We start from the raw sequence: 26,159 nt of genomic DNA, 5'->3' as shown, positions 1-26,159 counted from the left end.
GCTCCTCGAATGTCGGTGTCAGCGGTCGCGCGACGGCCCGGTCGTCCGATCCTTGCCGGAGCCTTCCGCTTCTTCCATCGCGACCCGCCTCGCCTCCTGCCGACGGCCGAGCCAGAGGCTGTTCAGGAGCCAGGCGACCGAGAGCGGAACCGCTGCGATGGCCACGGCCGTCGAACCGAGGCCCAGCGCTCCGATTCCCTGGAAGGACCAAGCGCCAATCTGGTCGCCGGTGCGGTAGACCACGGTGTCGATGAAGTTCTTCGCCTTGTAGCGGTCCTCGCGCGGCACGACCGTGAACAGCACCTCGCGGATCGGCCGGGCGATGGCGAAGTTGCCGGCCCGCCGGAAAACCTGGAACGCCACGATGGCCGTGATCGTGGGAGAGAGGGCGAGCGCCGCGAATCCCAGGATGCTGGCCGCCGGCAGAAGCGCGAGGGCGGGGCCGACCCCGATGCGCCGCACGATCCGGCCGGTGAGGAAGAATTGCACGCCGAGGGTAAGCAGGTTCACCAGCAGATCGACGCTGGCGAAGAAGGCCGTCTGCGAGCCGCGATCGGGGAAGCTGCGCTTGGCGATGCCCGCCTGCTCGAAATACAGGAAGGTCGAGGTCACCGAGAACAGCAGCAGGAACAGCCCGATATTGAGCAGGTAGGGCGACTGGAACGTGCGGGTGATGCCCGCGAAGGCACTGCCGCCGATGGCCTCCGACGGGGCGGCGTCGCCCGTGGCGGGAGCCCGGTTCAGGCGGTCGGACAGGCGCGCGAGGCCGCGCATGCTGAACACCGCCACCTCGAGGAGCAGGGCCGCGCCGATGGGGAGCACCCAGGTCGGCACGTCGCGGGCGAGGATCGCCGTCGTCGCCGATCCGGCGATCGCCCCGAGAGTCGCGCCGGCGGCGATGAAGCCGAACAGGCGCTTGCCCTGCTCGGTGGAGAACACATCGACGATGGTGGCCCAGAACACCGAGACCACGAACAGGTTGAAGATCGAGAGCCAGACGAAGAAGGCCCGGCCGATCCAGACGTCGCCCTCCGGCCCGGCGAAATAGAGCGCCCCGGCGAAGAGCAGGATGTTGGCGGCGAAGAACCGATAGGTCAGCGGCACGAACCGGGCGCGCGGCAACGTCTTCACCAGCCAGGCGAAGGGGACGTTGAGGGCCAGCATGCCCACGAGGGTGCCGGTGAACAACCAGGGCAGGTTCTCGATCCCGCCGGCGACACCCATCTGGTCGCGGATCGGCCGGAGGACGTAATAGGCCGCCAGGATCGAGAAGATGTAGGCCCAGGACCATGCAAGGGCTGGCACCTCCTCCGCCCGCACGTCGATGAGCCGCCGCAGCCAGGGCGGGACGGAGCCGCCGCTACCGGCGGTAAGCGGCTTTGCCAGCCCTGGCCCGTCGCTCAACGGGTGACCCCGAAGCGCGCCCGCGATTCCTCCGCATTCAGGTCGAGGCCGAAGCCGGGGGAGCCCATGGCGAAGCTGTCCGCCTTGGCCAGCGGCCCGACCTCCACCGGATCGAAGCCCGCATCCTTGACGAGTTGAGAAGCGATCGCGAGCGCTGCGGGATCGTCGCCGGCGATGGGGATTGCCATGCGTCCGCCTTGGCGATGAGCGTTCTTGGCGAAGACCTTGTAATTGGCCGCGTTGAAGGCCCGGACGATCTTCGCCCCGTTCAGATATTTGGCCGAGACCGCCGCGATGCCGTTGGCCTGGACCTCGCCGTAGACCTCACCGTCACGGGCCTGGGTCGCGTTGCCGGCATCGATCACCACCTTGCCCTTGAGCGCTGCGGCATGGTCCTGCGCCAGCTGCGGATAAGCCTTGTAGGGCACCGCGATGAGGATGACGTCGCCGAACGCGATGGCCTCGGCCGGGCTGCCCTCCCTCGCCTTCTGTCCGAGCGCCTCGACGAGACCCTTCAGCTCCTCGGGGTGGCGCGACGACAGCATCACCTCGTGGCCGGCCTTGGCCCAGAGGCCGCCGATGGTGCCGCCGATATTGCCGGCCCCGACAATGCCGATGCGGACCGGCTGCGGTGCAGCCTGGGCCGAGGCGGGACAGGATGATGCCAGCAGGCCCGAAGCGGCGAGAAAGCCGCCTACAAGAGCGATGACGGCACGGCGGTTGAGGACATCAGAGCGCGTCGACATAGGCCTCCATTCGGGTTCGCTGGGCGGCATCGGGCAAACGGCCGCGGGCCGCGCCGAGATTGTCCTCGACATAGGCCGCCTTGGCCATGCCGGGGATCGGGCAGGTGACGGCCTCGTGGGCGAGAGCGTATTTCAGGAAGAATTGCGGCCAGCTCGCGCAGTCGAACTCCGCCGTCCAGGGCGGCAGGTCTCGTCCCTGCACGGCCTTGAACAGGCGGTCGCGCCCGAAGGGCACGTTCACCATCACCGCCATGCCGCGCTCTTTCGCCAGCGGCAGGATGCGTTCGGCGGCGCGGCGGTCGTCGAGGGCGTAATTGACCTGGATGAAATCCATCCTTTCGCGGCGCATCACCGCCTCGAGATCCGCGAACTGGCTGTCTCGCCAGACCGTGACGCCGATGTAGCGGATCTTCTTTTCGGCCTTGAGCTCACGCAACGTGGCGAGGTTCATTGCCGTATCGCTGAGGTTGTGGACCGCCACGAGGTCGATCCTGTCGGTCGCCATGCGGCGGAAGGATCGTGCGATCTCGGCCGCGCCGGCCTCGCGGCCCGGTGTCCCGACCTTGCTGCAGAGGAACACCTTCTCGCGCAGACCGTCCTGGGACAGGATCTTGCCGAGGACGTCCTCGGCCGTGCCGTAGCTCGGCGCCGTGTCGATGACCGAGCCGCCGAGCGCCACGAACCGCTGCACCGCCTCACGCAGGGGCGCGATCTTTTCGGGGACCGGCTCAACCTCGTAGCGGCGCGAGGTGCCGATCCCCATGGCGGGGAGCGTTTCGCCGGAGGACGGGATGGCGCGGCGGATGAGACCGCCCTCCTCCGCATGGGCCGGGGACGTGGCGCGCTGCAGCAGCGGCACGATCAGGGGAGCCAGGCCGGCACCGGCCAGGAACGCACGTCGGGATGGATGCATGCGGGCTCGGTCCTCATCCGGGGAACGGGGAGGGTCAACTCCGCTGCGCCGCCAAGGTGCCAACGGATCAGGAAACAGCCGTCAGCTTGTCGGCCATGGACTGTTCCTTGTCCCGCCGCGACGAGAAGGCCATGGTAAAGAAGACCCGCTGAACGCCGAGCTGGCTCAGCTTCTCTTCGCAGAGTTCGATGAGCCGGCAGATGTCGGCGAGCTCGCCCTCGATATTCGTGCCGTTGGCATGCATCTCGGCGTTGAGGTGGCTGGTCTCGAGGATGGTCTTGATCTCCTTCACGTAGGAGGAGACCGAGGGTCCGACCCCCATGGGGACGATGCACAGATCCGCGACGACTTTCATGACGGTTCTCCTTGGCAATGCGGGCAAACGGGATGGCCGATCCCAATGGTCCTAGAGGCGTCTCGACGGCCTGCGTCGCCAGCGCCCAGGGGGCGATGGGAACGGCCGGGCGCCCGGTCCGTTGATGGGCATACCTCACAACAGGATGTTTCGAATGCGCAAGCTCGCACTCCTCTCGGCCGCGGCCGTCAGCCTCGGTGCCCTCCTCGCGGCGGCACCTGCGGAAGCCCGTGGCTGGGGCCATGGCGGCGGATACGGTCATGGTGGCTTCGGCGGCCACGGTGGATACGGTCATCGCGGCGGTTATGGCCGTTACAGCGGTGGTTACGGTCGCTACGGCGGCGGCTACGGTCGTGGTTACGGATATGGCCGTCGCGGCATCGGTCCTGGTGCCGCCATCGGCCTCGGCGTCGCTGGCTTGGCTGCCGGAGCCATCGCGGCCGGAGCCTATAACGGTGGTTACGGCTACGACGGTTACGGTTATGGCCGCCCCGTCGGCTATTACGGCGGTTACGCTCCCGCGCCGGCCTATGGCTACGGATACGGTGGTTACTACGGCTACTGAGCCGAAACCGTATGAGGAAACGAAGGGGTCGCCGCGAGGCGGCCCTTTTTGCATGCGCTTATCGCTGTCGCATGTTCCGAGCCATTCCGGCTCATGAAACAGCGACGGATCTGAAGCACACCGTCTCCGCCCCGATGCGGCGCGATCAGGGTGGTGCGAAGATCGTGATGTTGCTGTTGATCTGGTAGGCCGCCGTCGGCGGCGTATTGACGAAGCGCAGGCGGATGGGGCTTTCGCCCAGGATGGCTCCGAAGGACGGCGTCACCGTCATGGGAAAACAACGGTTCACGGCATCCCTCGCTGCCTCCTCGAACCGTTTTCTGGCGTCCTGATCGCCCTGGAGGCGGCGCGCCGTGACGAGAGGTGCACCACGTAGCTCACCCGTCTTGCTGATGCCGAACAGGAACGCAATCAGCGATCCCCTGGTATCCGGCGGGACCGACCAGCAGGACGCAAGCGTCGCGCGAAGGTCCGCCCAGTTGTTTACCGCAACTGCCGGTGACGGAGACTGAGCGAAGACGGTGGTCGTCATCGTCATGGACAATCCGCCGAGCATCGCCGCGCCGAAACGGCACGCGATGACAAACCGGCGGATCGGTTCATGTTTCATGGTGGTCAGTCTAACCGCCACTTCGGCCCGGAGCAAAACGACGCCCATCTGCCCGCTTTGCGACTACCGGGCTCGCCCTTTCGTCGGCGCGTTCGGCCTCGGCTTCACCGCCTCTTCGAGACGTGGAAGATGGCAAAGCCCGCCAGTGCCGCGAGGCCCAGCGCGAGCGGCCGGTTGTCGTGGAAGGCGCCGAGCGCACGTGAGCCCGCATCGCGAAGATCGCCGACCACGGGGTTGCCCTGAAGGATGTTCTGAGCGCGCTCCAGATTCTCAGTCCTCGTGCTGATGGACACTTCGAATTCGTCGCCGTGGCGTTCGATATCCACGCTGTTGCGGGCGAACCCGGCACGTGCCAACCGCTCCCTCGCCGAGCGAGCCGCCCGGAGAGACGGGACGATAACCGAAGCTAAAGCGCTGTCAGACATTCATTTCCTCCAATTTGGATGGACGAACATCTTTGAAGGCTCATCGGTTCCTTTACGAAGACCGCATTCGTTTTGCGCTCCCGGCGTACGACGTCAGTGCACTGCTTGCCACGAGGGCAAGTTCAGGCGGCGACCGTCGTGCCGGCACAGATTCCGAGGCCGTTTCCGAGGCCGTGGGCGAAGCCGGACACAGGGGCCCGGCCCGCTGTCGACGGCGTCAGGCCATAGTCCAAGTGAGGAGCATGATCCCACTGAGAAAGATTCCGTAGGTGATCGCGATGGCGGCGATCTCGCGGTGTTCGTTGACGATGTTGCGGGAAGCGAGGATCATGGCAATGACCGGCAAGGGTTGGATGCCGGCTCTATAGTCGAAGGATTTCTAACGTGTGGTCGTCATGAATGGTTAATATGATTTTAACCATTCGGTGTCGCCCGCCGGACACACCCTTCGATGTGCCGGTTCGCATCGATGACTTAGATCGGCCATGCAGGACGCATCGCCCCGGTTACGACGGGATCGACGGCTTCACCGGAGCCAGCCGGAGCAGAGCCTCCTTGTCGACCAGAAGGGCGGCGGCGATTTCATCGAGAGCGATGTGCTCGACGTCGCTGATCCCCTCGTGATCGGCGGCATCGGCCGCGATCAGGAACACCCCGTTTCGTTGATCGATGGACCTGTCGGCGATGGCGGCCACGCGGCTCAGATTGTCCGCCCGCCCCACGCGGGTCCGGGCCCGCGCGATCCCGTCGAACAGTTCCGCCTCCAGCATCAGCGTATCGTATCCCTTCTCGATGATGGGATTCGCCCGCATGGCCGCGAGTGCGACCTCGACCTCCGCCTCGTCCACCTCACTGTCGGCCACGATGACGTTCGAGGCTGCGGATACGGCCGCATACATCAGCGTCTTGTCGCCGACATAGGCGGTGACGCGTTCGAGCAGGTTCTGAAAAATGCCCATCAGGGACTCCTTGGGGCGGTCCGGCCGAGGGCCGCGAACGGGCAACGCTCGAACCTGCCATTCGGAATCGTATGCAAAGTTCGCACGCCGAACGCACGAGCTTTCTTGGGCCGGCAGGCAGTGACGTCACCGCATGGCAGAGCCTGTGTCATCGGTGCCGCCACTCATCGTTGGTGTCGTGGCACGGCAATGCGAGCGGTCGAGGGAATTCGCGACGTCGGTCGGTCTCGCCGAACCCGGCCCTCAGCCCCGACAGGCCATGTCGGGCGATCCACGGCGTCGCCCGCAGTTGAGGTTTAGGCGAGGTTCGATCGACGGATGGGGATGATGCGGAATCGGAACCAACCTCCATCCGACCTCCGAACCGGCGGAGGCCATCCCCTTCGGTGAACGGCGCTCTACATTCCGCATCGCCGGCTCGGAACGCGCGGGAAGGCAAGGGCGGGACTCCGGGCATTTGGCCCTGGGCACCACGGCTTCGATATGTGCTCGCTGAACCGTCGAAGAAACGGATGGAGAAGAGATGAGTTTACAAGGCCAAGCGATCGCTGATCTCTGGGATCAGACCTTCAATAAGGGCGACACCGCCGCATTGGGAAAGCTCTACAGCGACGAGGGAAAGGTGATCCCGGCGGGGGGCTCGCCCGTCCAGGGAGCGGACAAGATTTCCGCTTTCTTCGCCGACCTGCAGGCGAAGGGATTCAAGGACCATAAGATCACGGTCCAGGACACCACGCAGAAGGGCGAGACCGTCATCCTCACCGGGCTCTGGCAGCTGACCGGACCGGGAGAGGGGGGGCAGTCCCAGAGCTATGGGGGCAATTGGGTGAATGTTCTGGAGCCTCATGGCGATGGTTGGCGCGCTCTGCTCCACACTTGGAACTGAGTGACACTTGGAACTGAGCGACATCTGGAACTGAACCATCCTCGGTTCGCCGGGCCAGCATCCCGGCCCGGCCCACATCCCGTTTCGAGGGATGAGCCTATCCGGACCCGCCGGGTCATAACCGGTCCCATCGCCTCTATCGGGGCAAAACGGAGGAACACGTCATGGACGAGGATCGCTTCAACATCGAACTGCGCAAGTTCCTGAAGGAAGTCGGAGTGACGTCGCAGCGTGAGATTGAGCGTGTGGCCCGTGAGGGTCAGGTGCCGGGCGGGTCTTTGAAGCTTCGCATGACTCTCACGGCCGAGAACGCGCCGCTGGAGCACGTGGTCGAGCGCACGATCTCACTGGGCGAAGATCCGGGCACGACACGCTGACCTGTCACGATCAGCGGCCTGCCTCCTTCGACACCTCCGTGAACAGGCGGGTCGCGAGGTAGAGCCGCGGCGTGATGCTGGCGAGGACCGCGAACTCGTCCGTGCTGTGATAGCGGCCCCCGACGATGCCGAGGGATTCGAGGATAGCGGGTTTCGCCGGGCTGTCCGGCTGGAAGGCGTAGCCCGCATCCGTCCCCCCGCCGATCTCCGCCAGCATGAGCTCGGCACCCATCTCGGCATAGATGGCGCGTGCGCGTTCCCCGAGGGCCTTCGTCCCCGGATTGCTCGGCAGCGGCGGGCGGCCTTTGGCGAGATCGAAGGTCACCTGCGTATCGGGAACGCGATGCGATTCGGCGATCTTCCGTCCCTCGGACAGGACGCGGTCGTACTCGCTCGGCACGAAGTAGCGCATGTCGCCCTCCGCCTTGGCGTCATCGGGAATGATGTTCGGCTTGGTGCCGCCGTGGACCACGGTCCAGTGCAGGCTCGTCCCCTTGGCTGGGTCTCCGAGATCCTGAAGCTGGAGGATCTGGTGGGAGAGTTCGACCACCGCGTTGCGTCCGGCTTCCGGCGCGCCGCCGGCATGGGAGGCACGGCCTTTCACGGTGAGGCTCGCGTAGTTGATGCCCTTCGTCGCCACGGTGACGGCATCGACGCCGGCTTCGGCGAAGGAGGGTTCGAACGACAGGACTACGTCCTGATCGCGGGCGATCCTGGCGATCTCGTCGCGCGACCCACGCGAGCCGCGCTCCTCATCGGGATTGAAGACCACCGTGAGGGTACCGTAACCGTCGAACCGCAAGGTCTCCAGGATGGAAAGGAGGTGCAGGATCATCGCGATGCCGCCCTTCGCATCGGCGACACCCGGTCCATAAGCGCGGCCTTCGCGCTCGGTATAGGGGCGCTTGGCAGCGTCGCCCGTGCCGAACACGGTGTCGTAATGCACCAGCAGCATGATCTTGCGCGTGCCGCTGCCCGATCGCGTGCCGATCACCGTGTTTCCGCCGAAGACGGGGGCGTTGCGGGTGCTGACTACGAGTCCCGAGGCTTCGAGGCGAGCCTTCAGGAGCGCCTCGACCTTGGACAGGCCGGACACGTCGCCGGTGCCGCTATCGAGATCGACCAACCCCTTCAGCGTCTCGCGATACGGGCCGTCCTGCGCCCTCACCGCTGCAAGCACGGTGTCGTCCGGAGCGGACCGGGCGGCGAGCGGCGCCAGCGCCATGAGGACGGCGAGGGCCAGAGACGCGGTCGTACGCATGGAAATCCTTCTCGTCGGAGGCCGACGCAGCGAGCCACGATCTATCCGGCTCGTAGGCTGCCCGTCCCGGAGTTTCTCGCATCGATCGTCACAGAACCGTAGAGACCGCTCCGACGCAAGGATCGCGCGGCTTGCGGGCGAACCGGCCGGGTTTGGGCCGGGTCGCCAGGCGTGCCCCTTGTTCGGACCGTCGTCGCGCACCGGCTGATACGGCCTATGCGGGCGGCACGTGAGCGATGCGGACGTTGTTCGTCGTACCCGCCACGGCGAAAGGGATGCCGGCGGTGATGACGACGAGATCCGTGGGCTTGGCGAAGCCCTCTTTCACGGCTTGGTCGATGGCGCCCGCCACCATCTCCTCGTAGGTGGTGACCTCCGCGGCCTGGACGCTGTGCGCGCCCCAGAGCAGGCAGAGCCGGCGCGAGGTCTCGAGGTCCGGCGTGAGCGCCAGGATCGGCACCTCCGGGCGCCGGCGTGCGATGCGCGCGGCGGTGGTTCCGCTGAGCGTGTAGGCCACGATGGCGGCGGCGTTCACCGCATCGGCGAGGCTGGCCGTCGCGGAGGCGATGGCGTGCGGTGGCGTTTCCTCCTCGTCGGGGTCCGAGGCGGTGATGAGCGAGCGGTAGAGCTTGTGCGTCTCGGTGCGATGGATGATCCGGGCCATCATTTCCACGGTCTCCACGGGAAATTTTCCCGTGGCGGATTCCGCCGAGAGCATCACCGCATCCGCCCCGTCATAGATCGCGGTGGCGACGTCCGAGGCTTCGGCCCGGGTCGGTGTCGGGGCCGAGACCATCGAATCGAGCATCTGGGTCGCCACCACCACGGGCTTCACCGCGAGGCGGCAGGCGCGGATCAGCTCCTTCTGGCGCCCCGGAACGTCCTCCTGCGGGATCTCCACGCCGAGGTCGCCGCGCGCCACCATCACGGCGTCCGAGAGGCGGATGATGTCGTCGATGCGCTCCAGGGCCTGGGGCTTCTCCACCTTGGTCATGATGCCGGCCCGGTCGCCGATCAGCCCGCGCGCCTCGATCACGTCGGAGGGCTTCTGCACGAAGGAGAGCGCGACCCAGTCGACGCCGAGCTCCAGCCCGAAGGCGAGGTCGGCCCGGTCCTTGGCGGTGAGCGGCGAGACGTCCAGCAGCGTGCCGGGGAGGTTGACGCCCTTGCGGTTCGAGAGGGTGCCGCCGATCACCACCTCGGCGATGATGCTGTCGCGGGTGAGGCCGGTGACACGCACCCGCACGCGACCGTCGTCGATGAGCAGGTCCTGCCCCGGCGCGACGGCGGCGAAGATCTCCGGGTGCGGAAGGGGGATGGCGTCGCGCCCGCCTTCGGCGCCATCGAGGACGAAGCGGAGGCTCTCACCCGGGACCACGTCGAGGCGGCCGCCGGCGAGTGTTCCGAGGCGGATCTTGGGGCCCTGGAGATCCTGCAGAATGCCGATGGGCCGGCCCACCTCGTGCTCGAGCACGCGGATCGCGGCATGGACCACCGCGTGGTCGGCCTGCGTGCCGTGGCTGAAATTGAGGCGGAAGGTGTCGACGCCCGCCAGGAACAGCCGGCGCAGCATCTCGGGCGACGCGCTGGCGGGGCCGACGGTGGCGACGATCTTGGCGTGACGGAAGCGGCGCATGAACGATTCGGCCGCGAGCGACCGCCTTCTCGGAACGGGGTTCGGACGCTCAGGATCGCATGGAAACCGCCTGGGTCGAGAGGGGGGCCGGGCCATTGCCTCGGCAGACGGTGGACCTCATGCGGCCAGCCCCATGAAGGCGCGCATCGGCGAGGGGTCGCGGCGAAGGTCGGCCGCCGATCCTTCATAGACGACGTGGCCGTTGTTGAAGCCGTAGACCCGCTGGGCGAAGCTGAGCACCGCGGCCACGTTCTGCTCCACCACGACGATCGTCCGGCCCTCCTGGGCGAGGCGGCGCGTGAGGGCGATCAGGTCCTGCACGATCAGCGGCGCGAGGCCCTCGAACGGTTCGTCGAGGAGGATGATCCGGGGGTCGCGGATGAGTGCTCGGGCGATCGACAGCATCTGCTGCTCGCCGCCCGACAAGGTCCGGCCCCGCGACGTCCGGCGCTCCTTCAGGCGCGGGAAGACTTCCCAGACCCGGTCGAGGGACCAGCCCTTCGGTGCGGTGAGGCGGGCGACGCGCAGGTTCTCCTCCACCGTGAGGGTGCCGAAGATGGCGCGTTCTTCGGGCACGAGCTGCATGCCGACCCGCGCGATCTTCTCGGGTGGTAATCCCTGGATTTGTTTGCCGTCGAGGCGGATCGTGCCGCTACGTGGGGAGAGGGCGCCCATCAGGGTCCGGAGCGTCGTGGTCTTGCCGGCCCCGTTGCGGCCGAGCAGGGCCACGACCTCGTTCTCCTCGACCCGGAGCGAGACGTCGAAGAGGACGTGCGAATCCCCATAGAGGGTGTTGATGCCCTCGACCTCAAGCAGGCTCATGCGTGGCTCCCAGGATCGTGGTCCCCTCGCCGGAGGCTTCATCCGGGGCAGCACCCAGATAGGCCTTCTGCACCGCCGGGTCGCGGCGCACGGTCTCGGCGGGCCCGTCCGCGAGAAGGCGCCCTTCGCTCAGGACGGTGATTCGCTCGGCGAGATCGAAGACGGCATCGAGGTCGTGCTCGACGAGGAGGATCGTGCAGGAACGACCGATCCGCCTGATGAGTGCGCAGGTCGCGACGCGTTCCGAGGGGCTCATGCCGGCCAGTGGCTCGTCGAGGAGGAGAACGTTGGGGCTGGTGGCCAAGGCCATGCCGATCTCGAGCCGGCGCTTCTCGCCATAGGCGAGGATGCCGACACGCGTCTCGGCCCGCATCCCGAGGTCGAGGATGCTCAGCATGGTCTCGACCTGCGCCTCCACCTCCGCCCGGCCCGTGGCTGGGGCGAGAAGGTCGAGACGGAATCGCCCGCGAGCCCTGGCGAGGGCCGCCACCCGCAGGTTCTCCCGTACGGAGAGGTTGAGAAAGAGCTGGTTGAGCTGGTTGCTCTTGGCGACGCCGCGCTGCGTCGCCTCCGTCACGCCCGCCCCCGTGAGCCGCTCGCCGAATAGCAGGACCGATCCCGCGCTTGGGGTCACCTCGTCGGAGAGCATCTTGAAGAGCGTGCTCTTGCCGGCGCCGTTCGGGCCGATCACCGCATGGATCGAGCCGCGCCGGACCTGGAAACTCACGCCGTCCACGGCCTTGAGGCCCCCGTAATGTCGGGCGAGCCCTCGAGCTTCCAATGCGATCTCCGCATGGGCGGTGCGACAGTTCACTGCCGGTCGTGGCATGGGCAGCGCGACCTCGGCCGGGATTTCCGGCGCGACGATACCTCCCGAAGCGATGGCGTCCTCGATCGCCTCCGTGCGTACCTTCGCGGCGCGGAGGCGGATCGCCTCGCCGCGCTGTTGCCAGCGATGCAGGATCTCTCCGCAGATGCCGCGCCGCAGGCCCATCACCAAGCCGATGAAGGCTACGCCTAGGATCAGCTTCCAGAGGGAGCCGAAGCCCGGAATGAGCTGGAGGTTGTCGCGCAGCCACAGCCAGAGCACGGCGCCCACGAGGGGCCCCACGAGCGTTCCGACCCCGCCCACGATGGTCTGCACCACCAGCTGGCCCGAGGTCTCCAGCGCGAAGGCGTCCGGCGGCATGTAGCTCTGGAAGGAACCCAGCATCGCGCCGGCGAGGCCCGCATAGAGGGCCGCGATGGTGAAGGCCGCGAGCTTGTAGCCCGGCACGTCGTGGCCGAGCATGGCCACGCGCGGGGTGTTCTCCTTGATCGCTTTCAGGATGAGCCCGACCGGCGAGTGCACGATGCGCCGGGCCAGCACGAAGCCGAGGAAGAAGGTCGCTGCGAGGAGCGCGTACATGGGGAGGCCGGCGGTGATCCGCACGGCCCACGTCCCGAAGCCGATCACCGGCACCGGAACCCCCGCGATGCCGTTCTCGCCGCCGGTATAGTCGGAGAGCGGAGAGTTCTGGATGAAATAGGCCATCTGCCCGAAGGCCAGGGTGATCATGGCGAAGTAGATGCCGATGCGTCGCACGGCGAGCCAGCCGACCGCGAGGCCGAACAGGCCGGCCGCCAGGGTGCCGATCAGGAAGGCGAGCCAGACACTCTGGATCAGACCCGAGACCAGCAAATAGGCGGCGACGAACCCGCCTGCCCCGTAGAAGGCCGCCTGGCCGAAGGAGAGCAGGCCGGCGAGCCCGAACAGGATGTCGAGGCCGAGGCCGAACAGCGCCCAGTTGAGCGCCCGCGACAGCAGGTCGTGCGAGAAGCCGAGCGGCGGCAGGAGGATCGGCGCGGTGAGGAGGACGACGAGGAGGGCGAGTTCGGGCCAGGCTCTCTGCAGCGGACGGACGCCCATCAGACCCGGCCCTCCGTACCGAACAGCCCTTGCGGCCGCGCCACCAGGACGAGGGCCATCAGGCCGTAGAGCATCACCTCCGAATAGGCGGAGTTGAAGGCACTGGTCAGGCTGATGATCTCGCCCGCGATCAGGCCACCGACGATGGCGCCGGGGAAGGAGCCGAGGCCCCCCAGCACGATCACCACGAAGGACTGAACCATGAAGCTCGCGCCCATGTCGGGCGTGACCGCGACGACGGGGGCGTAGAGCATGCCGGCGAGGCCGACGGCGACGATGCCCACCGCGAAGACGAAGAGGAAGGTGCGTCGCACGTCGATGCCGAGGATGCCGACCATGCCGGCATTCTCGATGCCGGCCCGCACGACCAGTCCCACCGAGGTTCGGTACAGAACGAGGTAGAGGCCCACCAGCAGCGCCGCGATGATGCCGATCAGCTGGAGACGGTAGGTCGGGTAGACCAGAAAGCCGAGCTTCGTCGCGCCGGTACCCCAGGAGGGGACCGGCACCCGCTGGCTGTTGCCGCCGAACCAGGTCCGCAAGGCTTCCACCAGCACCATGCCGATCCCGTAGGTGACGAGGATCTGGTCCTCGTCCGGCCGGGCATAGAAATGGCGGATGATGAGCCGCTCCATGGCAAAGCCGATGATGAGCATCACGGCGCAGCCGCCGAGCAGGGCGAGCACGAAGGAGTGCGTCGCCTGCATCATCACGAAGGCGGTGTAGGCGCCCACCGCGAACAATGCGCCATGGGCGAAGTTGAGCACGCCCAGCGTGCCCAGGATGATGGTGAGCCCGCTGGAGACCAGCGCCAGCAGGCTGCCGAGGGCGAGGCCGTTGAAGGCCTGGGAAAGGAGGACGGCGGTGCTCGGCATGGTCGTGTGCCTCAGGTGTAGGGGCCGAGCTTGCACCCGAACAGGTCGGGCGGGTTCATCACCGTCTCGCCGTCGACGAGATCGACGACTTCGTAGAAATCTTCCGGGCCCTTCATGGCCGAAGGCGCCTTGCCGCGCAGGATCGGGATCGGCCGGACCATCTGGTGGTCCTCTGCCCTGTAATAGACGCGGCCGATCGTGGTCTCGTAGGGCTGGGACTTCGAGCCCTCCATCACCTTGATGATGTCGACAGGGTTGAACCCCCCTGCCCGCTCCACCGAGAGTGCCCAGAGGTAGGTCTGCATGTAGGCGATGTGGGCGCCCCAGCGCGGACGGTACTTGTTTCGGGCAAAGAACGCCTCCACGAAGGTCTTGGCCAGGGGATAGCGGTCCTCCAGCGTCCACCAGAAGTCGCAGGAACCGTAGACGCCCTGCATCAGCTCGGGCCCCACCTCCTTGTCCTGGAAGGAGGAGAGGTTGGGCACCACGAGCTTCATGCTGGAGAGGACGCCGAACTGTTCGGCCTGCTTCGTGGAGGCCACCGCGTCGGACCCGAAGCAGATGTTGACGAAGACATCGGCGCCGCTGTTGGCGATGTTGAGAAGCGCCGAGCTGTAATCGGCCGTGCCCAGGGGCACCGTCTCCTTCAGCACCTGTGTCCAGCCCTGCTCCTTCGAGAATTTTGAGAAGGAATCGTAGACCGTCTGGCCATAGGTATAGTCGGGGACGAGGAAGGCGGCCTTGAGGTTCTTGCCCAATGCCTTCGCGACGACGGGCGCGAGGGCCTTGGCGGCCATGTAGGCGTTCTGCTGCGAGCGGAAGCCGTAGCGTTGGCAGTTCTTGCCGGTGACGTCGTTCGAGCCGGCGATGCCGACCATGTAGAGGACCTTGTCGCGGCTCGCGAGCTCTTCCAGGGCGATGGCCTCGGCGCTGCTGACGGAGCCCTGAAACATGATGGCTTTGTCGCGCTGGATGAACTGGGTCGCGGCCTGGACCGCGACGTTGGGCTTGCCCTCGGTGTCGGCGATCTTGTGGCGGATCTGGCGCCCGAGGACGCCCTTGCCCTTGAGGCCCCAGGCAGCGGGGATCTCGCCGCCCGCGTTGATCTGCGCGATGGCCAGCTCATAGCCGAGCTTGAGGTCGCTGCCGTCGCCGGAGAACACCCCGGTCAACGGCATGTTGAGGCCCACGAACACCGAATCCGTGCCCACCCCCTCCGGAAAGGTGCCGATCTGGGCGGGGCTCTGGGCGCGGGCACCGCGCAGGTCCGGCAGCATCAGGCCGGCGGCACCGGCGAGGAGGAGCGTGCGACGATCGAGCATCAGGGGTCTCTCCGGTCTGGCTTCGAGGGGGCTGTTCGGGTGCTCTAAGGTTTCTGTGCTTGGGACTCGGTCGGGATCAGGAATGCAGGGGCGTGTCGGCTTGGCGTCAGCAAGTCACGCGCCGGTCGCCACAGGCGGCAGCGGCTCGGGCGCAAGCGCCGGACCGTCCCGGAACTGTGCGGGCGCGAGCCGCTGGCGGTTCACGGCGAGGTCGAAGACGTCGAAGCGGTTGTAGTAGCCCACCACGTCGTGGAACTGCTTGGGCTCGACGCAGGCGTCGAGGTCGATCTCAGCGTAGAGAATCCCCTCCTCCTGCAGCGCCTCGCCGATCTGCGTGCCGGTCGGATCGACGAAGAACGAGGCGGCGCGCGGCGTTCCGTCGAGCACCTCGGCGGCGCCCGGATCGCGCGCCGCCAGGAAGTCGTAGGCGTCCCGGTCCAGCACGCCGGCCGTGACCAGTCCGAAGGCCTTGGCCTCGAAGCAATGGGCACTGGCGCGCAGGCGGTTGGCGGCGAGGTTGTCGTAATTGCCGCCGCCCTGCGGCCGACGTGTCGGCCAGACCGGAGGCCAGGACGAGATGTGGAACTGCTCGCCCTGCGCCATCAGGGCATAGCGGGCGAGCGGGTTGGTGTTTTCGCCGCAGATGAGCTGGCCGATGCGGCCGATCCCCGTCTCCACCACTTTAAGCCCAGCCCCGTCGCCCGAGGCCCAGATGAGCTTCTCGTAATAGGTCGGCATCAGCTTGCGGTGGTGGTTGAGGATCGTGCCATCCTCCCCGATGAAAAGGTTTGCGTTCCAAAGGCAGCCCACGCTGGCGGGCGAGCGCTCGCTGATGCCGATCGATACGAAGATGCCCGCTGCCCGCGCCGCCTGCCGGATCCGCGCGATCTCCGGTCCGTCGACGAGGACTGATTGCTCCGCCATGCGGGCGAACAGATCGTGGTTGTCGATGGGAGCCGAGAGGGCGGCCCAGACCGGAAAGGCCGGGATGAAGGTCTCGGGAAAGGCGACCAGCGCGGCGCCGGCCCGGGCCGCTTCTTCGATCAGGGCGACCGCCTTGGCGGTGGTCGCGGCGGCATCGAGGAAGACGGGTGCTGCGTGAATTGCTGCGGCCTTGAACCGTGGAAGCATCGGGGTTTCCCTTTCCACGCCGAAGTTACGTGGTGGAATCGGCTTGCGAAGCGGGCAATTCTGCAAGGCGCCTTGCAGGATGTCTCCGGGATGATGTCCGGGCCGGCGCACAGGGGCGACTGGCGCACATCTTGCGCCCGCTTCGACCATGCAGACCTTCGATCTCCTGGACTGGAACGACATCAAGGTCTTCCTGGGAGCGGCCCGTGGCGGGAGTCTCGCCGCCGCGGCCAAGCGCCTGAAGGTCGACCAATCCACTGTGAGCCGGAGGCTGGCGAACCTGGAGAGTGTCCTCGGCCTCGCACTCTTCGAGCGCGTGCCGTCGGGGCTCCGTCTCAGCGATATGGGGCAGCGCATGCTCCAGCATGCCGAGCAGGTCGAGAGCGCGGTCATCTCCCTCCGGCACGAGGATCATTCCGGCGATGGCCGTATCGGGGGGCGCGTACGGCTCGCCACGATGGAAGGCATTGCCTCCCTGTACCTCGCCGAGCGCCTCTCGAGCTTGAGAGACCGCCACCCCGACTTGATGATCGACCTCGTGACCTCGGCTCAGACCGTCTACGTCAACCGTCGCGAGGCCGACCTCTTCCTCAGCTTCTTCAAGCCACCGGGGAGAGGGTTGGTCTCGGAGCAGATCGGAGCGTTCCGGCTTGGCCTGTATGCGGCGCCGAGCTACCTCGCGCGGCATGGATGCCCCGTCGATCTATGGGCGCTGAAGGAGCACCGCTTCGTCTCTTACGTCGAGGATCTCATACAGGTCGATTGCGTCCGCTGGCTGGACGACGTGCTCGACGAGCCCCGGACGGTGTTCCGCTCCACCAGCATGATCGCGCAGAAGAGCGCGGCACTCGGAGGGCTCGGCCTCGTTCTGCTGCCGAGCTTTGCGGTGACGGCCCGTGACGACCTCGTTCCGGTTCTGCACGGGAGCGCCTTCACGACCCGGGAACTCTGGCTGAACGTTCACGCAGATCTTCAATTCGTGCCCCGCATCCGGGCCGTCATGGCCTTCCTGAAGAGCACGATTACAGCGGATGCGCAGTTTCGGGTGTCGGCGGACGATGCCGCTCCACCGGCGGTTCGCCATGTCGGGGAACCGCCGCGGAAGCGCGTTCCAAGTGTTCAACCGCGATGCGAGACAGTGCATTCTGCATGATCGTCGGGCGGTCACCCGCCTGCGCGCTGGAGGCCTGCGGGCGCTTCTCTGCGGGGCCGCTCAATTCACGAGCCCGTCCGCGTCCCGACGTTGCTGATGGGCGGCGGTGATCTTCTTCATGAGCCGGATCAGTGTCGCCTGCTCCTCTTCCGAAAGGGGTTCGAGCGTCGCGTCATGGGCCTGACGCGCGGCCGTCTCCATCTGCCCCAGCAGGGCACGGCCTGCCTGGGTCAGGCGACAGCGTTGAGAACGCCGGTCGGTCGGCGAAGCAGAGCGTTCGACGTATCCGCGAAGTTCCAGGCGTTTGAGGGCGCCGGTCGTCGTCGTCCTGTCGAGGGCGACCGCATTGGCCAAGGTTGTCTGGTCGGCTTCCTCACGCTCTGCCAGTAGAGAGAGCAGGCTGTACTGCAGGGGAGTGACGCGGAAAGCGCCACAACGCTCTGAAAATAGGCTAACATGGATCTGATGTAGCCGCCGCATCAGAAAACCCGGCCGTTCCGGCAGGAGCCAAGGCGTTCCGAGGGGCTGAAGAGCCTCCGGTGATGGCGCCGCATCCGCTTCAGCCAGCCCGCCTTCGTTCATCTGCGTCCCGTCTCCCGCTCCCGATCCGAAGCCCGGACGGTTCCTGGCACGTAACATGCCTAGGCAGATATACGAAGCATACTTCGCATTTCCTTGGTCACGTCCGTGCGAGGCAAGGCGAAGGCCGACGCGCGACGATGGAGGAGACGGAATGGACGCTGGTCGCTACGACATGCTGCTGCGCGGCGGACGGGTCATCTGCCCGGCCTCTAGCATCGATGGCATCAAGGACGTCGCCATCCGCGACGGGCGGATCGCCGCCGTCGAGGACAGCATCATACCGTCCGCCGCCACCGAGGTGGTGAACGTCTCAGGCAAGCTCGTCCTGCCGGGGATGATCGACACCCACGGGCACGTCTACCAATACGTTACCGGCCGGTTCGGACTGCCGCCGGACATGGTCGGTGTGCGCTCGGGCGTGACCACGGTGATCGATCAGGGCGGCGCGTCCTGCATGACCCTGCCGGGCTTCCGCCACTTCATCGCGGAGAAGGCCGAAACCCGGATCTACGCCTTCCTCTCCGCCTATCTGGTCGGGGGCCTCGAAGGTCACTTCTACCCGAACCTCTACAGCCCGGACGGGGTCGACATCGACGCCACGGTGAAGTCGGCGGTGGCGAACCGCGACCTCGTGCGCGGCATCAAGGGCCATGCGGAGATCGGGGGCTTCGCCCGCTGGGGCATCAAGGTGATGGAGATGGCGGCCGAGATCAGCCGCCGGGCCGACCTGCCGCTCTACGTGCATTTCGGCCAGCTCTGGGGCCTGCCCGAGAACGGCGCCAATGGCGAGGACGCCAACACCATCATGGAGCGGGTGATCCCGCTGCTGCGTCCCGGGGATTTCCTCGCCCACCCGTTCACCCGGCATCCCGGCGGCTTCATCAACGAGGAGGGCGTCGTCCACCCGATCATCCGGGCGGCGATGGATGCGGGCCTCCGGGTCGATGTCGGGCATGGCAGCCACTTCTCCTATCGGGTGGCCCGCGCCTCCCTGCCGGCGGGCGTCGTGCCCTACACGCTGGGCGCCGACATGCACGGCTACAACACCGAGGTGCCTCGGCCGGCGGGCACGCCCGACGAGCACCACGACGACGAGAACCACCCCTTCCTGGGCCAAGCCCGCTTCAGCCTGACCCAGGCCATGAGTTCGATGATGGCTTTGGGCCTCAGCCTCGAACAGGTCGTCCCCATGGTGACGAAGCATCCGGCGGAGATGCTGGGCCTGTCCGACCGGATCGGTGCCCTGACGCCGGGCTTCGCCGCCGACGTCTCGGTGCTGCACGACCATCGCGGCCGGTTCCTCCTGCGCGACAACGAGGACACCCAGGTCATCGCCCAGCGCCTGCTGCAGCCGGCCTTCTGCCTGCGCGCCGGCCGCCGCTTCGACGCCGACTCGCCGATCCTGCCCAGCGCCATCGCGGCCTGACCCTGGCACCCAAGGAGACGACCGTATGAGGGCCGATCCGTCCCCGCTGCCGCCCGACCCCCGGCACGATTGGTCCCGCCTCGACCGGGCAGCGCGCGATGCCGCCTACGACAACAACGCGGCGGTGCCCGATGCCGCCGCCCAGGCCGCGGCGCGCAACGCGGCCTCCGCCGCCTACCGCGCTGCGCATCCGGGCGCCCTCGACATCCCCTATGCGTCGGCGCCCCGCACGGCCCTCGACCTCTATCCGGCGACAAACCCGGCGGCGCCCTGCCTCGTCTTCATCCATGGCGGCTATTGGCAGCGCAATTCCCCTGACTTGTTCGCCTGCTTCGCCGAAGGCCCCGCCGCCGCCGGCTGGTCCGTGGCGATGCCCGGCCACACCCTCGCCCCCGAGGCGAGCCTGACGCAAATCGTCGAGGAGATCGGCCTGGCCATCGACTGGCTGGCCGAGCACGGGCCGGCGCACGGCCTCAGTGGTCCGCTGGTCCTCGCCGGCTGGTCGGCGGGGGCGCATCTCGCGGCGATGCAGCTCCATCACCCGGCCGTGGTGGCGGGGCTCGCGATTTCGGGCGTCTACGAACTCGGGCCCATCCGTGACACCGGGCTGAACCAGGCCCTCTCCCTTACCGACGCTGAGGTCGCGGCCTTGTCGCCGCTGCGCCTGCCGGTGGTGGGGAAACCCCTGGCCATCGCCTACGGCACGGCCGAGCGCCCGGCCCTCGTCCACGACGCCCGCGACTTCCACGCCCTGCGCAGCGCCCACCACGCGCCGGGGCCGCTCGTCCCCGCGGCGGGGGCCGAGCACTTCTCGATCTTGAACGAACTGCGTCGTCCCGGCGGCATGCTGGTGCGCGCCGCCATCGATCTCATCGAGGGGAGACACGCATGAGCGACGCGATCCTGCTCACCGAGGGCGTCGGCGCACGCCTGCCCCGCAAGGAAGACGACCGCCTGATGCGCGGGCGCGGACACTATGTCGGCGACCTGCGCCTACCCGGCCTGCAGGACGTCGCCTTCGTGCGCAGCCCCCTGGCGCATGCCCGCATCCGGGCGATCCACGTACCGGAGGCGTTTCGCCACCACGTGTTCACGGCGGCCGACCTCGCGGACGTGCAGCCGATCCGGTCCGTCTCGGGGCTCGCCGGCTTCAAGGTCTCCGAGCAGCCGGTCCTCGCCAAGGACAAGGTCCGGCAGGTCGGCGAATTGCTGGCGATCTGCCTCGCGCCGACGCGAGCGCAAGCCGAGGACATCGCCGCCGCCATCGTCCTCGACCTCGAAGAGCTTCCGGCCGTGCACGACATGCTTGCCGCCCGCGAGCCCGGCTCCGCCCTGGTCCACGAGCATTGGGGCGACAACGTTTACCTGGAGACCCTGGTCGACGTGAACTTCGCCGCGGCGCTCGATGCCCCGATCAAGGTCTCGCGGACCATCTCCACCGGACGCCAGTGCATGGCGCCCATCGAGGGGCGGGGCACGGTGGTGCATCTCGACCACCGCATGGACCAGCTCGTGGTCCACACGGCGAGCCAGATGCCGCATATCGTGCGCAACGGCCTCTCCGAATGTCTCGGGATCGAGCAGGGGCGCCTGCGCATCGTCTCGCCCGATGTCGGCGGCGGCTTTGGCTACAAGGCGATCCTGCTCGCCGAGGATGTCTGCCTCGCCTGGCTGGCGCTCCGCGTCGGCCACCCCGTGCGCTGGCTGGAGGACCGGCGCGAACACCTCACCGCAAACGCCAATTGCCGCGAGCACCATTACCGCATCACCGCCTATGCGGAGCGGGACGGCACCCTCCGGGGCATCGATTGCGAGGCCACCGTCGATTCCGGGGCCTATTCGGCCTACCCGTTCTCCGCCTGTCTGGAGGCGGCGCAGGTGGCCAGCATCCTGCCCGGCCCTTACGACTTCCCGGCCTATCGCTGCCGGACCTGGTCGGTCGCCACCAACAAGTGCCCGATCCTGCCCTATCGCGGCGTCGCCCGGACCGGCGTGTGTTTCGCCATGGAGCTCATCCTCGACGCGGTGGCGGCCGAGGCCGGCCTCGAGCCCTGGACGGTGCGCGAGAAGAACCTCGTGCGGGCCGAGCAGATGCCCTTCGACAACATCACCGCCAAGCATTTCGACAGCGGCGACTACCCGCAGGCGCTGAGACGCGCCCTGAAAGCCATCGATGTCGACGCCGTACGGGCGCGCCAGCGGATTCCCGAGCCCGACGGGCGCCGCATCGGCCTGGGGCTTTCGATCTATTGCGAGCAGGCGGCCCACGGCACCTCGGTCTATTCCGGCTGGGGCATCCCCATGGTGCCGGGCCACGAGCAGGCGGGTGCGCGCCTCACCCCCGATGGCGGCCTCGAACTCCGGATCGGTGCCCATTCGCACGGGCAGGGATTGGAGACGACCCTGGCGCAGGTGGCGCACGAGATCCTCGGCGTTCCGGTGGCCCGCACGCGCCTCGTCCATGGCGACACTGCCATGACGCCGTATTCCACCGGCTCCTGGGGCTCGCGCGTGATGGTGATGGCGGGCGGCGCCGTGGCGGCGGCCTGCCGCGAACTCAGCTTGCGGGCGCTCCGCATCGGGGCGCACCTGCTCCAGGCCGACCCGGCGGACTGCCGTTTCGAGGCGGGCCGCGTCGTCGCTCCCTCGGGCGATGTCGGCCTCGCGCAGATCGCCCACACCTGGTACCGGCGCCCGCAGGATTTGAGCCTGGACGTGAATCCGGGCGGCCTCGAAGTCACCGCCGGTTATAAGCCGCAACGCGATTCCGGCACCTTCTCGTACGCGGCCCACGCGGCCCTCGTCGCCGTGGACCCCGATCTCGGGGCGGTGGAAATCCTCGACTACGTCATCGTCGAGGATGGCGGCACCCTCGTGAACCCGCTGGTGGTGGACGGCCAGATCTATGGCGGCCTCGCGCAGGGCATCGGCACGGCCCTCTACGAGGAAATGCGCTTCGATTCCCGGGGCCAGCCCCTCGCCTCCACTTTCGCCGACTACCTCCTGCCGGGGCCGGCGGAGGTGCCCGAACCCCGCATCGACCACATGGAGACCCCCTCCCCCTACACGCAGTTCGGCGTGAAGGGGATCGGCGAGGGCGGGGCCATCGCGCCCCCGGCTGCGCTCGCCAACGCCATCAACGACGCCCTGCGTCCCCTCGGTGTGGCGATGCTGCATGCGCCGGTGAGCCAGCACCGCATCGTCGAGGCCGTGCTGGAGGCTCGCGACGCGGCCTCTGCCCGCAGCCGGGAGGCCGCATGAAACCCGCCCGCTTCGCCTATGAGCGCCCCGGCGATCTGTCCGCCCTGCTCGCCCGGCTCGCCACCGCCGAGGGCAGCGTGAAGCTGATGGCCGGGGGGCAATCCCTCGGACCGATGCTGAACCTGCGCCTCGTCGAACCCGACCTCGTCCTCGACATCACGGGCATCCCCGAGCTGCGTCGGGCCTCGGTCGAAGGCGAGACCCTGGTGCTCGGCGCCTGCATCACCCATGCGGATATCGAGGACGGGCGCGTCCCCGACCTCACGGGCGGCGTCATGGCGCGGGTGGCGATGGCCATCGCCTACCGGCCGGTGCGCAATCGCGGCACCATTGGCGGCTCCCTCGTCCATGCCGATCCGGCCGCCGACTGGGTCACGTCGCTGATCGCGCTCGGCGCCGAAGTCGAGCTGGCCTCGACATCCGGTCGCCGCCGGCTGGCCCTGGAGGACTTCGTCACCGGCGCCCTCGACGTGGCCCTGGCGCCCGGCGAGATGCTGGTCGCCGTGCGGATTTCCGCCCTCCCTCCCGGCACTGCCTGGGGCTACGTCAAGCATTGCTCCAAGATCGGCGAGTTCGCCCACGCCATCGGGGCCGTACGGATCGAGCCCCATGCCGGGCGCGGCCGTGTGGTGATCGGCGCCATCGAGCGTGCGCCCCTCGTGATCCCGGACGCATCCGACCTGTTCGGCGGCCGGATCGGTCCCGACTTCGCCGAACGCTTCGATGCCCGGGCCGCCGATGCGCGCCTGCGCGAGGCCGGGATGACCGACGCCGTCGACCGTTACGTCCACGTCACCGTGCTGGGCCGCGCCATTGCCCAGGCGGCCGCCGCGCCGCCCTCCCTCACACCTACTGTCAGCGAGGCCGCATGAGCACCGCCGCGTCAGCCCTTCGCGACGACCGCCTGCCGCTAAACTTCACCGTAAACGGTCGTGCGCGCAGCCTGCGGGCCGAGCCGCGCACGCATCTCGGCGACGTCCTGCGCGACACCCTCGACCTGACCGGGACCCATCTCGGCTGCGAGCACGGAATCTGCGGGGCCTGCACGGTGCTGCTCGACGGCGAGCCGGCCCGCGCCTGCCTGACCGTTTCGGGGGCCTGCGCGGGGGCCGACATCACCACCATCGAAGGCCTCGACGACGACCCGGTCGCCGGTGAATTGCGCGCCGCCTTCAACCGTGAGCACGCCCTCCAGTGCGGCTACTGCACGCCCGGCATGCTCATCGCCGCCCGTGATCTCGTCCTGCGCCTGCCGGACGCCGACGAGCGCCGCATCCGCGCCGGCCTCTCGGGCAACCTGTGCCGCTGCACCGGTTATGTCGGCATCGTCCGGGCGGTCCGTAGCGTCATCGCCGAGCGCCGCGCCCGCGGTATCGGGCCGACGACCGGCGGACAGCGCGGCCTCGGCCCCGTCGGCGCGCGCCTCGGCACGTCGTCCGGCACTGCATCGGATGCGGCCCGCACGCCCCTGCGCCCCGTCGCACAGGCCGAGACCGCGCCGTCGATCGCCGATCTCGACGGCGATTTCGTGCCGGCCCACCGGTTCGACCAGTCCTTCACCGTGGCGCACCCGCCCGACACCGTCTTCGCTCTGTTCGGCGACGTCGAGGCCGTGGCCGCCTGCCTGCCCGGCGCCATGCTGACGGGCCAGCCGAACCCGGACGCGGTCGAGGGCGCGCTTCAGGTGCGGATCGGGCCGATCGCCGCGCGCTTTCGCGGCCGCGCCCGGATCTTTCGCGATGAGGCGGCCCGCACGGGACGCATCCTCGGCGCGGGCAGCGACGCGGGGGGCCGCTCCGCCACCCAGGGCGAGATCCGCTACCGCGTCGGACCGGGCGAGACCCCCGGTACCGCCCGGATCGATCTCGCCGTCGGCTACACCCTCAAGGGGCCGCTGGCGCAGTTCGGGCGGCCGGGGCTCGTGCGCGACCTCGCCGGACGCCTCGGGGCCGACTTCGCCGCGAACCTCGAAGCCCGCCTCTCCGGTGCGCCGGCCCCGGCTGCCACGGGCCTCAACCCCCTGCGCCTGCTCCTCACGATGCTGACGACCTCCCTGCGCCGGCGTCTCGCCGCATGGGGCCGCCGTCCCTGACCGTCGCCTCCCCCCGCGATCCTGCTCAAGACCGGAGACCACCATGACGCGCAGCCACACGATTCCCGCCTTGACCCTCGCCTTCGTCCTGTCGGCGGGGGTAGCCCACGCGCAGGCGATCCGGATCGGCGTCAACGAGCCCCTCACCGGGCCGTTCGCGGCGTCGGGCACCTACGTGGTCAACGGCGCCCGGATCGCCGCCGACGAAATCAACGCCAAGGGCGGTGTCTTGGGAAAGAAGCTCGAACTCGTCGTCGAGGACAACAAGAGCAACCCCACCGAGGCAGCGGCGGTGGCTGAAAAACTCATCACCAGCGACAAGACCCCGGTGCTCATGGGGGCCTGGGGTTCGAGCCTGACGCTCGCGGTGATGCCCAAGCTCGCCGATTACGAGACCGCGATGCTGGTGGAGACGTCGTCGTCGGGCAAGATCACCACCTCGGGCAATCCGTACGTCTTCCGCATCTCGCCGCCCTCGGCCCTGGAAGCCGAGGCCTTCGCGCCGATGGTGGAGAAGCTCGGGCTGAAGAAGGTCGATTTCCTGGCCATCAACAACGACTGGGGCCGGGGGGCGGCGGCCGATTTCGGCAAGATGCTCAAGGGCAAGGGCGTCACGGTCGGCCTCGTGGAGACCATGGACCAGGGCGCGCAGGACATGAGCGCTCAATTGTCCAAGCTGAAGGGCTCGGATGCCGACACGATCATGATCACGGCCGCCGTCGACCAGCTGACGCTTCTGTTCAAGCAGATGGCGGCGCTCGGCCTCAAGAAGCGGATCATCACCACCGGCGGCTCCCAGAACCCCGACCAGATCATCGCCCAGGCGGGCAACGCCGCCGAGGGGACGATGCATCTCACCACCTTCCTGCCCTGGTACCCGGACAAAACCCCGAACCCGGCGGCCACCGCCTATTTCATCGGCGAATGGAAGAAGCGCGGCTTCGAGTTCGCCGGCGTCACCGAGAGCTTCCGGGGCTACGACGGCATCCGCGCCATCGCGGCGGCCATCGAAAAGGGCGGCGCCGCCGATGCGGCCTCGATCAAGAAGGGGTTCTGGTCGGTCGATTTCACCGGCCTCAACGGACAGATCCGCTTCGCCAAGGCCGGCCCCGCCGGGTCCGAGAGCGGCCAGAGCAAGCCCGACGTCTACCTCGTCAAGATCGACGGCGGGAAGGTCGTGGTGCCCGAACTCTAGCCGCGCGCAAGCCTCCCGGCTCGCACCCCTCGGGTAACACATGCGGAACAGGCTCTTCTCCTTAGGGCTACTGGATTCCCCCATCTGTTTTTGCAGGCAGAGCGCGTCCCTCTCCCCCTTGTGGGGAGAGGTTAGGAGTGGGGGTGGCTCCGCTAGCCCCCGCGAGCTGAGGGTCGCTCAACCACCCCCACCTCCAACTCCTCCCCACAAGGGGGAGGAGGGCCGCCCATCCCGCGCAATTGCCGTCACGCTGA

Annotated in this window: 25 protein-coding genes; 10 read left to right on the top strand and 15 right to left on the bottom strand. The window is 67.9% G+C overall.

Annotation, left to right across the window (positions count from 1 at the left end):
- Positions 1-18: 18 nt before the first annotated feature.
- The 4 genes from ACYQML_RS16835 to ACYQML_RS16820 all read right to left on the bottom strand — a co-directional run bounded on the left by ACYQML_RS16835 (position 19) and on the right by ACYQML_RS16820 (position 3,418).
- Entirely contained in the window at positions 19-1,404 is a 1,386-nt protein-coding gene (locus tag ACYQML_RS16835) for an NTP/NDP exchange transporter (RefSeq protein WP_461233479.1), read from the bottom strand.
- Entirely contained in the window at positions 1,401-2,150 is a 750-nt protein-coding gene (locus ACYQML_RS16830; protein WP_461233478.1) for an NADPH-dependent F420 reductase, read from the bottom strand. The genes ACYQML_RS16835 and ACYQML_RS16830 overlap by 4 nt, the downstream gene beginning before the upstream one ends.
- Positions 2,134-3,063, bottom strand: a complete 930-nt coding sequence (locus ACYQML_RS16825; protein ID WP_461233477.1) for an aldo/keto reductase — start codon at positions 3,061-3,063, stop codon at positions 2,134-2,136. The genes ACYQML_RS16830 and ACYQML_RS16825 overlap by 17 nt, the downstream gene beginning before the upstream one ends.
- Before the next feature lie 67 nt (positions 3,064-3,130).
- Complete coding sequence (locus ACYQML_RS16820) at positions 3,131-3,418, bottom strand: MTH1187 family thiamine-binding protein (RefSeq protein WP_056434053.1); 288 nt, start codon at positions 3,416-3,418, stop codon at positions 3,131-3,133.
- A 154-nt stretch (positions 3,419-3,572) separates the two neighbouring features.
- On the opposite strand from ACYQML_RS16820, the gene ACYQML_RS16815 reads away from it, so the two are divergent.
- Entirely contained in the window at positions 3,573-3,983 is a 411-nt protein-coding gene (locus tag ACYQML_RS16815; protein ID WP_056434050.1) for a hypothetical protein, read from the top strand.
- Between the two features lie 145 nt (positions 3,984-4,128).
- On the opposite strand, the gene ACYQML_RS16810 is transcribed toward ACYQML_RS16815, so the two are convergent.
- From ACYQML_RS16810 to ACYQML_RS16800, 3 genes are all read right to left on the bottom strand, one after another.
- A complete protein-coding gene (locus tag ACYQML_RS16810) occupies positions 4,129-4,593 on the bottom strand; it encodes a hypothetical protein (RefSeq protein ID WP_461235745.1) in 465 nt (154 codons plus the stop codon).
- A 104-nt stretch (positions 4,594-4,697) separates the two neighbouring features.
- Entirely contained in the window at positions 4,698-4,949 is a 252-nt protein-coding gene (locus ACYQML_RS16805; RefSeq protein WP_244477934.1) for a hypothetical protein, read from the bottom strand.
- Positions 4,950-5,524: 575 nt separating this feature from the next.
- Positions 5,525-5,977, bottom strand: coding sequence for a tellurite resistance TerB family protein (locus ACYQML_RS16800; protein WP_056434039.1), 453 nt, complete (start codon positions 5,975-5,977; stop codon positions 5,525-5,527).
- 523 nt (positions 5,978-6,500) lie between these two features.
- On the opposite strand from ACYQML_RS16800, the gene ACYQML_RS16795 reads away from it, so the two are divergent.
- Together ACYQML_RS16795 and ACYQML_RS16790 are read left to right on the top strand one after the other, a co-directional pair.
- A complete protein-coding gene (locus ACYQML_RS16795) occupies positions 6,501-6,863 on the top strand; it encodes a YybH family protein (RefSeq protein ID WP_461233476.1) in 363 nt (120 codons plus the stop codon).
- 164 nt (positions 6,864-7,027) lie between these two features.
- Positions 7,028-7,240, top strand: coding sequence for a DUF6494 family protein (locus ACYQML_RS16790; protein WP_056434031.1), 213 nt, complete (start codon positions 7,028-7,030; stop codon positions 7,238-7,240).
- A gap of 10 nt (positions 7,241-7,250) precedes the next feature.
- Here ACYQML_RS16790 and ACYQML_RS16785 read toward each other — a convergent pair whose 3' ends face one another.
- The 7 genes from ACYQML_RS16785 to ACYQML_RS16755 all read right to left on the bottom strand — a co-directional run bounded on the left by ACYQML_RS16785 (position 7,251) and on the right by ACYQML_RS16755 (position 16,196).
- A complete protein-coding gene (locus ACYQML_RS16785; protein WP_461233475.1) occupies positions 7,251-8,501 on the bottom strand; it encodes a glutamate carboxypeptidase in 1,251 nt (416 codons plus the stop codon).
- A 214-nt stretch (positions 8,502-8,715) separates the two neighbouring features.
- On the bottom strand, positions 8,716-10,137 hold the full coding sequence (gene pyk, locus ACYQML_RS16780) for a pyruvate kinase (protein ID WP_461233474.1): 1,422 nt from the start codon (positions 10,135-10,137) through the stop codon (positions 8,716-8,718).
- A 117-nt stretch (positions 10,138-10,254) separates the two neighbouring features.
- Positions 10,255-10,959, bottom strand: a complete 705-nt coding sequence (locus ACYQML_RS16775; RefSeq protein WP_056434019.1) for an ABC transporter ATP-binding protein — start codon at positions 10,957-10,959, stop codon at positions 10,255-10,257.
- On the bottom strand, positions 10,946-12,868 hold the full coding sequence (locus ACYQML_RS16770; RefSeq protein ID WP_461233473.1) for a branched-chain amino acid ABC transporter ATP-binding protein/permease: 1,923 nt from the start codon (positions 12,866-12,868) through the stop codon (positions 10,946-10,948). The genes ACYQML_RS16775 and ACYQML_RS16770 overlap by 14 nt, the downstream gene beginning before the upstream one ends.
- On the bottom strand, positions 12,868-13,743 hold the full coding sequence (locus ACYQML_RS16765; RefSeq protein ID WP_056434011.1) for a branched-chain amino acid ABC transporter permease: 876 nt from the start codon (positions 13,741-13,743) through the stop codon (positions 12,868-12,870). The genes ACYQML_RS16770 and ACYQML_RS16765 overlap by 1 nt, the downstream gene beginning before the upstream one ends.
- Before the next feature lie 11 nt (positions 13,744-13,754).
- Positions 13,755-15,068, bottom strand: coding sequence for a substrate-binding protein (locus ACYQML_RS16760; protein ID WP_156467937.1), 1,314 nt, complete (start codon positions 15,066-15,068; stop codon positions 13,755-13,757).
- A gap of 111 nt (positions 15,069-15,179) precedes the next feature.
- Positions 15,180-16,196, bottom strand: a complete 1,017-nt coding sequence (locus ACYQML_RS16755) for a carbon-nitrogen hydrolase family protein (RefSeq protein ID WP_461233472.1) — start codon at positions 16,194-16,196, stop codon at positions 15,180-15,182.
- Between the two features lie 148 nt (positions 16,197-16,344).
- Here ACYQML_RS16755 and ACYQML_RS16750 point away from each other — a divergent pair, with 148 nt between their 5' ends.
- The gene (locus ACYQML_RS16750; protein WP_082470081.1) at positions 16,345-17,349 is read left to right on the top strand and encodes a LysR family transcriptional regulator; all 1,005 of its coding nucleotides are present in this window, start codon (positions 16,345-16,347) and stop codon (positions 17,347-17,349) included.
- Between the two features lie 60 nt (positions 17,350-17,409).
- Here ACYQML_RS16750 and ACYQML_RS16745 read toward each other — a convergent pair whose 3' ends face one another.
- Entirely contained in the window at positions 17,410-17,931 is a 522-nt protein-coding gene (locus ACYQML_RS16745) for a MarR family winged helix-turn-helix transcriptional regulator (protein WP_461233471.1), read from the bottom strand.
- Between the two features lie 151 nt (positions 17,932-18,082).
- Here ACYQML_RS16745 and ACYQML_RS16740 point away from each other — a divergent pair, with 151 nt between their 5' ends.
- Genes ACYQML_RS16740 through ACYQML_RS16715 form a run of 6 tightly spaced genes read left to right on the top strand, consistent with a single transcriptional unit; the run spans position 18,083 to position 25,905 of the window.
- Positions 18,083-19,357 carry an amidohydrolase/deacetylase family metallohydrolase gene (locus tag ACYQML_RS16740; protein ID WP_461233470.1) on the top strand — a complete coding sequence of 425 codons (1,275 nt, stop codon included), beginning with the start codon at positions 18,083-18,085 and terminating at the stop codon, positions 19,355-19,357.
- A 25-nt stretch (positions 19,358-19,382) separates the two neighbouring features.
- A complete protein-coding gene (locus tag ACYQML_RS16735; RefSeq protein WP_461233469.1) occupies positions 19,383-20,249 on the top strand; it encodes an alpha/beta hydrolase in 867 nt (288 codons plus the stop codon).
- Entirely contained in the window at positions 20,246-22,618 is a 2,373-nt protein-coding gene (locus ACYQML_RS16730; RefSeq protein ID WP_461233468.1) for a xanthine dehydrogenase family protein molybdopterin-binding subunit, read from the top strand. The genes ACYQML_RS16735 and ACYQML_RS16730 overlap by 4 nt, the downstream gene beginning before the upstream one ends.
- Positions 22,615-23,490, top strand: coding sequence for an FAD binding domain-containing protein (locus ACYQML_RS16725; RefSeq protein WP_056433992.1), 876 nt, complete (start codon positions 22,615-22,617; stop codon positions 23,488-23,490). Before ACYQML_RS16730 ends, ACYQML_RS16725 begins: the two co-directional genes overlap by 4 nt.
- Positions 23,487-24,710 carry a xanthine dehydrogenase family Fe-S subunit gene (locus ACYQML_RS16720; RefSeq protein WP_056433989.1) on the top strand — a complete coding sequence of 408 codons (1,224 nt, stop codon included), beginning with the start codon at positions 23,487-23,489 and terminating at the stop codon, positions 24,708-24,710. The genes ACYQML_RS16725 and ACYQML_RS16720 overlap by 4 nt, the downstream gene beginning before the upstream one ends.
- Positions 24,711-24,753: 43 nt before the next feature.
- Positions 24,754-25,905 (top strand): ABC transporter substrate-binding protein, encoded by a 1,152-nt coding sequence (locus tag ACYQML_RS16715; protein WP_461233467.1) that lies wholly within the window; start codon positions 24,754-24,756, stop codon positions 25,903-25,905.
- The last annotated feature ends 254 nt before the right edge of the window (positions 25,906-26,159 follow it).

Source organism: Methylobacterium sp. CM6244 (assembly GCF_054817885.1).
Note: the sequence above shows the minus strand (reverse complement) of the source record. Positions and strands in the feature narration are given on the sequence as shown.